Source organism: Psychrobacillus sp. BM2 (assembly GCF_048572895.1).
Taxonomy (GTDB): Bacteria; Bacillota; Bacilli; order Bacillales_A; family Planococcaceae; genus Psychrobacillus.
The window spans coordinates 4,140,179-4,153,800 of sequence record NZ_CP183878.1; the positions used below are offsets into that span (position 1 = coordinate 4,140,179).

Sequence of the window (13,622 nt, forward strand, 5' to 3'; positions counted from 1 at the left end):
AGAAGGAATGCTCTTTTTGATGTTATACTTAGAAAAGCGCATGCGCCTATTTCTGCTCCGACAGACGCTGGAAGAATTTCGCAGAAAGGCGTCCTTTGCCTTTCTCGAAATTCTGAAGCGACTCAAGGGGCAAGGCGCTGAAGCGTCTCGAGAAGCTGGCACCTGGAGTCTGGACAAAGAAAAAAAGCGGAAGTGTCTATGAAAGCCCTAACTAACATTGAAGCTAGTCATATACAGAGAAAAAAGGAGATGGCAAAGATGAAAATAGCACTTTTCGGTGCAACTGGCCGTGTGGGACATGCTATTCTCACGTTATTACTTGAAAAAGAAATAAATGTTATTGCATTAGTGAGAAACCCTAAAAAGATGCAACCTCAGGCTGGTTTAACCGTCCTACAAGGCGATGCAAAAAATATAGCGGATGTAGAAGGAACACTGGCTGAAGTAGATGCTGTAATAAGTGCACTCGGCACCGATAAAACAACCGTATTAACAGAATCAATCACACATATAATTTCTATTATGCATAAGCAGCAGTTAAAGCGAATTATAACAATTGGTACAGCGGGAATACTGGATAGTAGATTAGAACCGGGATTTCTTCGATATCAATCATCCGAATCTAAGCGTAAATCCATAGCGGCTGCGCTGGAACACCATAAAGTATTTGATTTATTAAAAGATAGTTTACTCGATTGGACAATTGTCTGCCCGACCTATTTACCGTCGGGAGCTGCAAGTGATGAATATATTGTATTACGGGATAAGCTTCCAGAGGGAGCAGTGCAAACCACAACTGGAGATACTGCATTATTCACTGTAAATGAGCTATTGCAAAATGAACATATTGGTTACCGAGTAGGAATTATGAGTCCATAATATTAGGAGAAAATATATGAAGAAATTTTTAATATTTATCATAGCAGTTATCATTTTGTTGTACATAAGCAATAATTGGATTCAAACTACTAAAATTACTGTGGAGTCGGATAGAGTTCCTGCTAGTTTCGATGGGGTAAAGATTCTGCAAATTTCCGACTTACATGATGCAACATTCGGAGACGATCAGGAAAGACTAGTAAAAAAAGTAAAGAACACAGATCCCGATCTTATTTTTATCACTGGAGATCTTATTGATAGTAACCGATACAATTTAGATCAAAGTTTAGAATTGGTAAGAAATATTGTTGATATTGCTCCCATTTACTATGTAACGGGAAATCATGAAATCGCTACTAATGATATCGAAAATATAAAGAATTCTTTATCTGATCTAGGGGTAAATGTACTTTCTAATGAGCAACAAATAATTGAGTATAACGGAGAAGACATTCGAATTATTGGTATTGAAGATCCACTTAATGGGATTTTAGTGAAAGAGGCATTAAGTCAATTTGAGGATAGTGATTTGTTCACTCTAGTTCTATCTCATCGTCCTGAAACCTTTCAAGATTACGTAGACTATGAAATGGATGTTGTTTTTTCTGGACATGCACATGGTGGACAGTTTCGACTTCCTGGTCTAGGCGGGCTAGTAGCTCCTGGACAGGGTCTATTTCCTAGCTATACAGCGGGAATGTATACCGAAAATACTACACATATGATTGTGAGTAGGGGATTAGGGAATAGCGTTATCCCTGTAAGAGTATTCAACTCACCGGAGATTGTCTTGGTAACCTTAAAGAGTTTGTAAATGAAAGGACCGCTGACTAAAATACATTGTCAGCGGTCCTGCTTTTATCAACTTTCGTCTTTACGATCGAAGCGATCCTTTATCTCACCAACTTCTTTTTGAATTTCGCCTTTTAATTTATCGATTTTCCCGTCTGCTTGTAATTTATGATTATCGGTTGCATTACCAAATTGGTCTTTTGCTTCACCTTTAGTTTTGTTCACTGCACCTTTAACTTTGTCGGATAATCCACTCATGTATATTCCTCCTCAACTTTTTAGCTCTACTGTTTATTTACCCCAGAAGAGGAAGTCTAAACTTACTCTATTATTTCAAACTCTTGTAACATAGCATAGAATCTGGCACCATGCCCTTCTGCTGCTTCTAAAAAGTATTTCTCCGTAATAACAAAACTTCCACCATTTAGATTGTCAACAACATATACATTCGTGACAGGGCTATCCCATTCAGATCCGCTAATGCCATGTAATTTAAAGCCTTCTAATGGTTCTGTAACAGATTCTGTTTCTGTCATCTTTGTATATTCTGAAGCAAGCTCTGTTTCAAGAGTGGAGACCATTTCTTGTGGTGCAATATCTGTAAATTGTTTGATTTCCATTGATACTTCTGGATATCTTTCTTCCAGTGGCTCTTTTGTTGTGATAATGTCAGATTCTTCACCTTTTACAAGCTTATATCGTTCTTCATCTATATAAATAATATAATCGGAGTCTTTACCTTCCTGAAGGTTTACATTGGTTTCCTCTTCGTTTCCTTCAATACTTTGAATAATTTCTTTTTGCGGAACGAATATATCCTGAATTTGTTTAATAAAAGCGCTGCCAGTCTCCGTTTGTGTGCTAAATAAAATCATTACACCAGCTGCTGCAGCAATAATAATCGGAATTGCCTTCGATTTCTTTTTCACTTTTTTCTCCCTTCTGCCTTTCTTTTGGAAAAGTTCTTGATCTATATGGTTCCAAATATCGTCTTTTAATGTAGAAGCAGTATCTTCCGTATGGTCTAAAATTTCTTTTTTAACTCGATCATCAAATTGGTCCATTGTTAGCTTCCCTCCATTTCCATCATCTCTAATTGAGTTTTTAACAAGTTTCGGCCATTAAAAAGCCTGGATTTCACTGTGTTCTGATTTAAATCTAAAATAGTAGCAATTTCTTTTTCAGAAAAACCCTTTATATATTTTAGTAATATAGGAATGCGATATAAGTCAGCCATATTTTGAATCATGCAATACAAGTCGGACAAATTCTCCTTCGAATGCTCTGTAAATTGTTCGTTATTTTCCATTGTCGAAGTATCGACTGGAGTATTTTTCTTTTCTTTAGTTATAATTCGATAACACTCATTTACTAAAATACGATAAAACCATGCATCAAAGGATTGAGTAGAATTATAGGAAGATATATTGCGGTAAACCCTTATAAAGGTTTCTTGCACAGCATCCTTTGCATGTTCATCATTTCTCGTAATAGCTTTTGCTGTTCGAATGGCATAATGTCCATAAGTATCGTAAAACAGTTTAAAAGCATCTCGACTGCCATTTTTAATTTTTTCTAGGATGTCATCATTCATTGCGCTTTTTCACTCCTTTCACTATATATACCCTGCGAGTTGGCAAAAAGTTTAGTCCAAAATAAAAAAAGCTCAGGAGCAATTTGCCCTAAGCTTGTATAAGAATTATTTAAACCAACCTTTTTCTTTGAATCTTGAAATGGCTTCAATTCGATTTCCAACATCTAGTTTATCTAAAATTACGGAGATATAGTTGCGAACAGTACCAGTTGTGATAAACAGCTCACTGGCAATCTCTTTTGTGTTTTTCCCATTTGCGATTAACCCCAGTACCTGACTTTCGCGTTCTGTAAGAGGGTTTTCCTCTTCGTAAGCCATATCAACAAGCTCAGGAGCATATATCCGCCGACCATCCATAATGACACGAATAGAGTTAGCCAACTCTTCACTTGGACTATCTTTTAATAAGTATCCATTAACTCCAGCTTTACGTGCACGTTCGAAATAACCGGACCTTGCAAATGTAGTCAATATAATTACCTTGCAATCACTTTCTTTTAACTCTTCTGCAGCATCTAGTCCAGTTTTGATGGGCATTTCAATATCCATAATACAAACGTCGGGTTGCAATTGCTCAATTAGTTTCAATACTTCTTCTCCATTACTGGCTTTACCCACAACTTCCATATCCTCTTCTAAATCGAGCAGGGACCCAAGAGCACCAAGTACCATTCGTTGATCTTCTGCAATGACAATTCGTATCATGTCTATTCCTCCTGACTGGGTTGTTGTATAACATTAGGAACTCGTATATTCAGTGTAGTTCCGTTTTTTGAATGAATATCTAGTGTTCCATTAACAAATTCTAGTCTCTCTTTTATACCGAGAAGGCCATGTCCTTTAGACAAGTTTGTTTTCTCTTTCAAACCTTTGCCGTTGTCATATACCTTTAGCAATGTTTCTTTTGCCGATTGTTTAATGGAAATTGAGCAAGTAGAAGCACCACTATGCTTAACTACATTATTTACTGCTTCTTTTAAACACATACTGAGTACATTTTCTACTAGTAGAGGAGTGTTCACTAATTTAGAAGAGCCAGTAACGGTACACTTTATCTGTGCGGCATTTAGGATTTGATTGATCCGGAAAAGTTCATCCTCTAGTTTTGTTCCACGCATATTTGTTACAAGTTCTCGAACCTCTTTTAAGACAGAACGTGCCGTCTGGTTAATATCCAGTATTTCTGTTTTAGCAGCTTGCGGATTTTTTTCGATTAGTCTGCTGGCTAAATCACTTTTCAGTCCTATTAGCGAGAGTTTTTGTCCAAGTGTGTCATGTAAGTCTCTTGCAATTCGTTCTCTTTCCTCGATAATAATATACTGAGAAATTTTCATCTGTGCTTCTTCTAATTGATCTTCTAACGCTTCACGCTGATTTCGAGTATATGAATTAAAGGGCAACAGGATAACCCCTATCAAACAAATGATAAGAAACGGTAGGTGAGAGAGGAATAACTCAGTTTGGATGAAAAACCCTATAATAACGGCTGCTATAGTTACTACTAAATGAATACTATAAATTACAAAGAAGCCCACTCGTCTTTTTATATTCCCGATTAAGAAGGATAAGAAGATGGAGAAATATATGTAACCATACAAATAGGTCATCCAAACACTGATGGAAATTTCTAAAGCAACGGAGAAATATAATAACCAGCCTTTAGTTGAAAAAGATAGTCGGTAGGCGATAAAAAATAATAATGTTAGTACTAAACCTATAACAATCTCTAAAGGACCCGTGGATCTAAATATAAAAAAGAATGGGAAAATGCAAAAAACAATCCAAGCATAAATACTTAGCCAAGGATATTTGGGGAATATTTGATACCATTTGGACATTTACTTCACCTTCTTCTTTTATCTATTATAATGCAAAAACCATTCCTAAGTAATTATGGGAATGGTTTTTACAGAAATTTTACTTACTTTCAAAGGTTGTACTTTTTGAATTTAACTTTACTGCTTGCTTAGAATTTTTTATTAAGTGTTTTATCTCTTTGAAGTTCACAAAGCTTTTATTATCTTCATCGAATAGTCGGAAATGGATTGACTCCAAACTCTTACGCAAGTTAATCGTAGTAGCCTTGTGTAAAGGTGGTGTAGAATCATGTGCTTTTTCCAAGTTATAGTTAGGAACTCTTGGACTTAGATGATGTACATGATGGAATCCGATATTTCCAGTTACCCATTGTAAAACTCGAGGTAACTTATAATAAGAGCTTCCTTCTATTGCAGCTTTTACATAATCCCATTCTGATTCATCTTCAAAATAGGAATCCTCAAATTGATGCTGAACATAAAATAACCAAATTCCTAATGAACCAGCAACGAATAGTATAGTCCCTTGAATGATCGCAAATGCCTGCCATCCGATTAACCAAATCATCAACGCATAAATTACAATTACAGAAATATTGATGAAATACGTATTATTACGTTCTTTACCGCGAGCACCTTTACGGTTAATCCGATTGCTAACTAAGAAAAGTAATGCCGGTCCTAAACCGAACATAACGATTGGATTTCTATAGAGACGATAAGAAAGACGTTTCATCGGTGATGCTTCTATATATTCTTCGACGGTCATCATCCAAATGTCACCGACTCCGCGTTTGTCTAGATTTCCACTAGTAGCATGGTGAATATTATGCTCACGTTTCCACTTTTCATAAGCGAAAAGCGTAATGATTCCAGTAATGGTGCCGGTGATGTTATTTGCTTTTTTATTTTTGAAGAAGGATCCATGTGTGCAATCATGAAAGATGATAAAAATACGAACGACAAATCCAGCAGCGATGATAGATAGTCCAACGGTTAACCATACTGATACATCTAGACTTATATATGCTAAAAACCATAGAATAAAAAATGGTGGGATAGTGTTGATTAGTTGAACAATACTCTTTTTTAACTCTGAATTTTCAAAGGGTTTTACATTTTTACGTAATTCAAGCGTTTTTTCTCTGCTCATTGTATTCCTCCTATTAAGAATTATTATCTTAATAATAAGGGAAATCACAAATTAGTAGTAGGCATAAACGTCAAGTCATAAATATGACAAGTGTCATATAGGACATATAGTATATAAAGAAGGTACTGGTTATACTTAAGAAAAACAAAAGTACCTTCTAAATAAGAAAAACCGAGCAAAAAGACATCCGGTCCTTTAAGGTCCAAACCTGTTTTTATCGTTTTCGAAGGGCATCGGACAGAAATTTTGCTATATTATTACCGAGTATTTTTTAAAGAGGCTAGTTGTAACTGACGTCACAACTAGCCTCTCCTTTTTCGGTAATTTTATGGCGTTTGCCTGTCCGTCGCTCTCCTACAACTCTTAGAAACAGGTTAAAGCCTACTACTCTAAAATTGATAGTAATTCAAGAATTACTGACAAAGAGGATATGAAGAAAAATTACACACCAGTACAAGAAATGATAATGCGGAAATGTTATGACAAAAATGATTATAATTATGATTTGTTGGATAAAAGGAGTTCAAACCCATCTATTTGGGTTTTAATCGAAATGATGTCATACGGTGACTTAGCTAAATTTATTTTTTTATTCAAACAATAGCAAGTTCGGTTCGAGCAATTTAAAGGTTGCTAGCCAGTTTTTAATCATGTCTAAGCGTATACGACATGCATCAGCACACAGTAGGCTAATCATAATTAATATCGTTAATAATCAAAACTACGCAAAAGTTAAAATATCAGCGTACATATGAAAAATTATTTACGTTCAAAGGGAATTCCAATTGCAAAGATAAATACTTATTTAGTTAATCTAAAGCTTCATGATCTATGTGCATCGCTTTATTTACACGATTATTACATTAATGGAGAACGGATGCGACTAGAACGTAAAAGGAAATGAAAGTAATACTAAGACGCTCTATTTACAAAAATGAAATCTATCCAAAAGAATCCGGTTTAGGGAACATATTCAAGATTTTTTCTAGAATTATTAGGAATTATGATTGAAATTTTTTGACGCTTAATTTTATCAATGCTATTCTTATTTAACAGAGGAAAGACCCTTCCGAAAGGTCTTCGGTTATTCAGGGTAACAGCTGATAGCAGATTAAAGGATTAAACCTTGAAACAAGCACGTTCTCTTGTGTTTGTTTCAAGGTTTTTATTATGCTCTTTTTTTGAAGGATAAATATTGAACAAGTCGAATTATTATAATGAGAGGTGTATCAATGCGAAGAATCAGAACTGTAGGAGATTTATTGGAATATCTGCAATCTATCAATTGTCCGATGAGTAGATCCACAGTAGATAAACTACTCAGAACAAACGAAATCCCTTTTATTCGTATTAGTAGTCGCGTACTGATTTTTGATTTAGATGCAATTGATAAATGGCTTTCTGTAGATAGCGAAATATAAACATCAATATAAAAAAACAGCACCTCTAAAATAGAGATGCTGCACACATATTAGATAATTACCCTAGCCCAGTTATTGAATACCATTTGAATACCAAACACTTAGTATTCATTGAAATACATTGTGTTGGTGACTTTTACAAATCCGCATTATTACTGGGTTTTGATGTTAATTATCTTATTCTTTACTCGACTTCAACAAACGTAATGTTTCATCGAATTCTTTTTCAATTTCTGCATTCGGTTTGTACGTCATTAAGCTGACTACAACCGCAACGATCAATGCAAGTACAAAACCAGGGACAATTTCATATAATGCTCCTGAAAGTGCATCATTAGTTCCCCAAACTACTACAACTACCGCACCGAAGCCTGCCCATGCAAATGCTACAAGACCCAGGATTGTTTCGTTTTGTTCCCAAGCAAGGATTGCAGCGGCAATGGAAACAACTAACACGGCGATACGTCCATAGTTTACGTACGTTCTATCGGATGCATCCGTTTTGATAATTGCTTTGTATAAATCTTCTATTAATGCTGAAGAAGTCACGATTAGCTGTGAGGAAATTGTACTCATAATAGCGGCTAAAACTGCTGCTAATACTAAACCTGCTATAAATGGATGGAAAACAACTTGTCCCAGTACGATGAATACTGCCTCAGGACTTGATAGTGTTATATCCGGATTTTGTTGGAAATAAGCAACTCCAACTAATGCAGTAGTTACTGCACCTAGAAGACTTAAAATCATCCAGCCAATACCGATTCTACGAGCTTGTTTAGTTTCTTTAACAGAACTAATAGCCATAAAGCGAACGATAATATGTGGTTGACCAAAGTAACCAAGTCCCCAAGCTATGGAGGAAATAATTCCCGCAGCTGTCGTACCTGCGATAAGGCTTAAATGAGTTGGGTTTACAGCTTTAATAGATTCCACTGTTTCGCCGATTCCACCAGTCATAAATACCCCAAAGATTGGTACACATATTAAAGCAAGGAACATAAGTAGTCCTTGAAGGAAATCTGTATAACTTACCGCAAGGAATCCTCCAAATAATGTATAAGCTACAACCACTGCAGATACGACTAAAAGTCCTGTATGATAGTCTAAACCGAATGAGCTCTCAAAGAAAACTCCTCCTGCTACCATTCCAGAGGATACATAAAACGTGAAAAATAGTAAAATGATTAAACCAGATGCAACACGTAATAATCGAGATGATTGCTTTAAACGACTTTCTAAATAGCTTGGAATTGTAATAGAATTGCTTGATACTTCTGTATATACACGAAGTCTTGGTGCTACATAAAGCCAGTTAAGATATGCTCCAATAGTAAGACCTATTGCAATCCAAGCTTCACCCATACCTGATAAATAAATTGCGCCTGGTAAACCCATTAATAACCAACCAGACATATCTGCAGCTCCAGCACTAAGTGCAGTAACAGCAGGACCTAGAGATCGTCCACCGAGCATGTAATCGGTTAAATTAGTGGTTTTTCTGTAAGAGTACCAGCCAATTGCGAGCATTGCGATCATATATATAATTATGGCCGCGAGTTGATAAGATTCATTTGACATAATAACATCCTCCTCCCAATTTTCATCATAACATGGGGAGTATTAAGCCGCATCAGATATTTTGCAATATCCATAATTTCCTATTAATTTAGAATTATTAATTAGGTGTATATTAAAAGAAGGAGTGTATTTCTATGAAGTTTTTCCATACAGCAGATTGGCATCTTGGTAAATTAGTGCAAGGTGTATATATGACGGAGGACCAGCGTTTTGTATTGCAGCAATTTCTTCAAGCAATTGATATAGAAAAACCAGATGCCGTAATTATTGCAGGAGATTTGTATGATCGGGCAGTTCCCCCTACAGATGCGGTGCATTTATTAGATGAGCTATTTGAGGAGATTGTGTTGAAACGAAAGACCCCATTATTAAGTATTGCAGGGAATCATGATAGTCCAGGGCGCCTACACTTTGGAAGCAAGTTAATGAAAGAAACGGGGTTACATATTGTAGGTCAGCTAAGTCAAAGTATGCAATCTGTCATTTTAAATGACATTTATGGAGAGGTGCATTTCCACCTTGTACCTTACGCAGATCCTTCTCAAGTCCGATACGTATTGGAAGAAGAGACAATTATTACACATAACCAGGCCATGAAAAAAATAATAGAATCAATAATAGAGAAGATGGACAAAACGAAAAGACATGTATTTATAGGACATGCCTTTGTGACTCCTCATGGTCAAGAGGAGGAAAATACGAGCGACTCCGAACGTCCGCTTGCTATAGGTGGAGCAGAATACGTAGACGCTAGTCTGTTTCAACCGTTCCATTACACGGCCCTTGGACATTTACATCAGGCACACTATGTATTAAACGAAACAATCCGGTATTCGGGATCTCCACTGAAATATTCAATTTCGGAGGAGCACCACAAAAAAGGGTTTTTCATTGTGGAGATGGATGCAGAAGGAAACACTAAGGTCGAAAAAAGGCTACTAGTGCCTAATCGAGATATGAGGACAGTCGAGGGGTTCTTACAGGATATATTAAAACAGCCAGTGAGTGATGACTATGTGTTCGTTAAGCTATTGGACGACACACCGATTTTATCTCCGATGGAACAAATACGTACAGTCTATCCCAACGCCATGCATGTGGAACGAAAAGTATTCCAGTTAATGGGTTTGTCAAAAGAAAAAGAAGTTGGACGTACGAAAAAGGATGAATTCACCTTATTTCGTTCGTTTTACACAGAAGTCAGTGGAAAAGAAGCATCTGAAGAAACCGAACAAATTTTTAAAGACGTATTAACTTTATTGGCACAGGAAGAACGGGAAGGAGGAAAAACCAAATGAAACCAATTCAACTGAAAATGAGTGCGTTTGGTCCATACAAATTTACCGAAACGATCGATTTTACGGAGCTAAATGGAAATCAGCTATTTGTTATTTCTGGAGCAACCGGTGCAGGCAAAACGACTATATTTGATGGGATTTGTTTTGCACTCTACGGGGCTGGAAGCGGGGAGGATCGTCGCGATACGAAAATGATGCGTAGCGATTTCGCAACAGATGATACCCATACTTCTGTCGAATTGATCTTTGAGATACATAATCGACGTTACCGGATTTTACGACAGTTAGCTCATGTAAAAAAAGGCAATAAAGGTGCAACAGGTGAACGATACGAATTTTTCGAGGTACAAGCAACTGGAGAAGTCCCAGCTGTAGAAAGACAGATTGTTTCGGAGATCAATAAAAAAATGGAAGACATCATTGGATTGACTTTAGATCAGTTCAGTCAGATTGTCATGCTTCCCCAAGGGGAGTTTAGAAAGCTCCTTACGTCTACTACGGAAAACAAAGAGGCAATACTACGTAAAATTTTTAAAACAGAGCCGTACAAAATGATTCACGAAAAGCTAAAAGAGAAAAAGGTAGCAGCAGAGACAGAACTTAAGACAGAACAATTAACGCAGGAAAGTTATACAGAAAAAATTATTGCTTCATTTCCTAATAGAGAGTCTAATCTTTTTCAAATAATAGAAGAAGGAAACTTCAATCTTTTTCAATTAGTAGAAGCATTAAAGGAAGAGACTAGCTTTTATAAGGAAAAGATAACACTAGATGAACGTAAGTACAAAGAAGCATATGATAGACATATGAACAAACAAAGGGCTTACCATGAATCAAAAGCTATCAATGACCGCTTTAGCGAGTTAGAAGTAAAAGAGCAACAACTTAAAATGTTAAAAGAACGTAAAGAGGAATTCAAACAGAAGCAACAACGATTAGATTCTGCTGACCGCGCCAGCATTATAGAACCTGTTGAAAGTTATTTTAATGAGCTCCAGATAGAGGTTAAAGGGAAGCTAGATTTATACGAGAAAGCAAAGAAAGAAAAAATCATTGCCGAAGATACTTTGCAGCAAGCAGAAAATGTCTTTACAAGGGAATCAAACAATAAAGAAGCACGAGAAAAAAGTGTGGAGACAGTTATCCGTTTAAATAGTCTATTACCTATATTTGAAGAGTTGGAGATTAAAAGAACTGAGCTATTGTCACTAGAAAAAAGCAGTACACAGCTAGAACAAAAGCTTTCGACAATAGTAGCAAATCTGCAAGTGCAAAAGGAATTGGTTAATGGACAGAAGTTAGAAATAGAGAAGCTAGAAGAGCTAATAGAACCTTTAGACAGTAAAGTACAAAAACTTAGTTTGCTACAAGCACAGCATAACAAACTTCAAGAATATAAAATCGTTGATCAAGAACTGCATACGCTGATTACGGAGGAAACAAAACAGCAAGACAAGTTTGAACAATGTAAAGAAGCGTATGAGGACATTGAACAACAATGGATAGGGAGTCAGGCAAGTATACTAGCATCTAAACTAGTAAAGGGTGAGCCATGTCCTGTATGTGGTAGCAAAGAACATTCTAATACTCACGCCGGGGTAGATGAACTATTTGTTGATGAAAGTGAGCTTCGAGTGGCAAAAGCAACATTAAATAAGGAAGAATCTACTTTATTGACCTTTAAGGTGAAAAAAGAGACAGCTGAATCTCAAATTCAAAAAGTGCTCGTTCAATTAAAGGAATACGAAGTAGATGCTGGATTAGTGGAGCAGGTAGAAGCGGATCTGCTAGATATGCAAAGAGAGGTTCAACAGCTTCGCTTAGAAAAAGAAACACTTTCTTCATTGAAACAACCTTATAAAGAGACCTTAGTAAAAGTGGAAAAGCTAGGACAGGAAAAACTAGAGATTGAGGCATTATACAGGGAACAGTCTGACCAAGCGAAGCAAGCAAAAGCGGTATATGAATCGAAGCTTACGACAATACCTAGTCACATACCGACTTTACAAAGTTTACAAGCTGAAATTACATCTGCGAAGAAACAAAAAGAACAATTGGAGCTTGCGTGGGAAAATGCGCAAAATAGGATGAAAGCTTCATATGATGCGAGTACGACTGCCCGTTTAACATTGGAGCATACACATACTTTCTTACAGGAAGTTGAAGTAAAGCGAGATAAAGCTTTCGCACAATTCAATGAATCTTTAAACAAAGCCTCTTTTGAAACTTTAGAAGCATATTTGACTGCAAAGCTAACAGAAGCAGAAAGGGCAACACTAAAAATACAATGTGAAGAGTATAACCAAAGGCTTCATACATTAACTGAGCAAGTAAGAGAAGGACAAGTCCAATTGGAGAACAAAACAAAAGTTGATTTGCCTCCTCTAGAAGCGGAATTGCAGCAGCTAAAAGAAGAATATGAAAAAGCATTAGCTATTAGTAATAGTACAAAGGAATATGAAAAAGTAGGAAGAGAAATAGAAACAAAGATTGCCTTTACAAGTGAGCGAATCACTTTATTAGAGGATCAGGTTCATCGAATTATGGATCTTTACGACGTATTAAGAGGACATAACCAACTAAAAATATCATTTGAGCGATATGTCCAAATTGAATACTTAGAGCAAATTGTCCAGGTAGCAAACGAACGCTTAAAGGATATGTCGAGTGGTCAATTCCAATTACTTCGAAGTGAAAGACAGGAAACGCATGGTAAACAGAGTGGTCTTGGATTAGATGTATACGATGCATATACGGGGCAAAAACGAGACGTAAAAACATTGTCTGGCGGCGAAAAATTTAATGCCTCTTTATGTCTAGCGCTAGGAATGGCAGACGTCATTCAAAGCTTCCAAGGGAACATCCGTATCGAGACAATGTTCATCGATGAAGGATTCGGGTCTCTCGATGAAGAATCTCTAAACAAAGCTATTGATACATTAATTGATCTACAAAAGTCAGGTCGTATGATTGGTGTCATCTCCCATGTGGCAGAGCTAAAAGCAGCCATCCCTTCTATTTTAGAAGTGGAAAAACAAAAAGAGGGCTATAGCAGAACAAAATTTGTCATTAAATAAAGGAGTTATT

The 13,622-nt window shown here is 36.5% G+C and carries 12 protein-coding genes; 5 read left to right on the top strand and 7 right to left on the bottom strand.

Going from position 1 to position 13,622, the window contains the following annotated elements; genetic code table 11:
• The first annotated feature begins 258 nt into the window (after positions 1–258).
• Together ACN6MX_RS20435 and ACN6MX_RS20440 are read left to right on the top strand one after the other, a co-directional pair.
• Positions 259–879: an NAD(P)-dependent oxidoreductase gene (locus ACN6MX_RS20435; protein WP_419960558.1), complete on the top strand. Its 621-nt coding sequence runs from the start codon at positions 259–261 to the stop codon at positions 877–879.
• A 16-nt stretch (positions 880–895) separates the two neighbouring features.
• Positions 896–1,693 carry a metallophosphoesterase gene (locus tag ACN6MX_RS20440; protein ID WP_419960559.1) on the top strand — a complete coding sequence of 266 codons (798 nt, stop codon included), beginning with the start codon at positions 896–898 and terminating at the stop codon, positions 1,691–1,693.
• A 47-nt stretch (positions 1,694–1,740) separates the two neighbouring features.
• Here the strand turns inward: ACN6MX_RS20440 and ACN6MX_RS20445 are convergent, their stop codons facing one another.
• From ACN6MX_RS20445 to ACN6MX_RS20470, 6 genes are all read right to left on the bottom strand, one after another.
• On the bottom strand, positions 1,741–1,929 hold the full coding sequence (locus ACN6MX_RS20445) for a CsbD family protein (protein ID WP_419960560.1): 189 nt from the start codon (positions 1,927–1,929) through the stop codon (positions 1,741–1,743).
• A 62-nt stretch (positions 1,930–1,991) separates the two neighbouring features.
• Positions 1,992–2,735: a hypothetical protein gene (locus tag ACN6MX_RS20450; RefSeq protein WP_419960561.1), complete on the bottom strand. Its 744-nt coding sequence runs from the start codon at positions 2,733–2,735 to the stop codon at positions 1,992–1,994.
• A 2-nt stretch (positions 2,736–2,737) separates the two neighbouring features.
• Positions 2,738–3,265: an RNA polymerase sigma factor gene (locus ACN6MX_RS20455; RefSeq protein ID WP_419960562.1), complete on the bottom strand. Its 528-nt coding sequence runs from the start codon at positions 3,263–3,265 to the stop codon at positions 2,738–2,740.
• A gap of 105 nt (positions 3,266–3,370) precedes the next feature.
• Entirely contained in the window at positions 3,371–3,970 is a 600-nt protein-coding gene (locus ACN6MX_RS20460; protein WP_419960563.1) for a response regulator, read from the bottom strand.
• Between the two features lie 2 nt (positions 3,971–3,972).
• Positions 3,973–5,103, bottom strand: coding sequence for a sensor histidine kinase (locus tag ACN6MX_RS20465; protein ID WP_419960564.1), 1,131 nt, complete (start codon positions 5,101–5,103; stop codon positions 3,973–3,975).
• Between the two features lie 79 nt (positions 5,104–5,182).
• Positions 5,183–6,235 carry a fatty acid desaturase gene (locus tag ACN6MX_RS20470; protein ID WP_419960565.1) on the bottom strand — a complete coding sequence of 351 codons (1,053 nt, stop codon included), beginning with the start codon at positions 6,233–6,235 and terminating at the stop codon, positions 5,183–5,185.
• A 1,232-nt stretch (positions 6,236–7,467) separates the two neighbouring features.
• Here ACN6MX_RS20470 and ACN6MX_RS20475 point away from each other — a divergent pair.
• Positions 7,468–7,656, top strand: a complete 189-nt coding sequence (locus ACN6MX_RS20475; RefSeq protein WP_419960566.1) for a helix-turn-helix transcriptional regulator — start codon at positions 7,468–7,470, stop codon at positions 7,654–7,656.
• Between the two features lie 177 nt (positions 7,657–7,833).
• Here ACN6MX_RS20475 and putP read toward each other — a convergent pair whose 3' ends face one another.
• Positions 7,834–9,237, bottom strand: coding sequence for a sodium/proline symporter PutP (gene putP, locus ACN6MX_RS20480; RefSeq protein ID WP_419960567.1), 1,404 nt, complete (start codon positions 9,235–9,237; stop codon positions 7,834–7,836).
• 134 nt (positions 9,238–9,371) lie between these two features.
• Between putP and ACN6MX_RS20485 the strand changes: the two genes are divergently transcribed.
• On the top strand, positions 9,372–10,535 hold the full coding sequence (locus ACN6MX_RS20485) for an exonuclease SbcCD subunit D (protein WP_419960568.1): 1,164 nt from the start codon (positions 9,372–9,374) through the stop codon (positions 10,533–10,535).
• On the top strand, positions 10,532–13,612 hold the full coding sequence (locus ACN6MX_RS20490; protein ID WP_419960569.1) for an AAA family ATPase: 3,081 nt from the start codon (positions 10,532–10,534) through the stop codon (positions 13,610–13,612). Before ACN6MX_RS20485 ends, ACN6MX_RS20490 begins: the two co-directional genes overlap by 4 nt.
• Positions 13,613–13,622 lie beyond the last annotated feature (10 nt).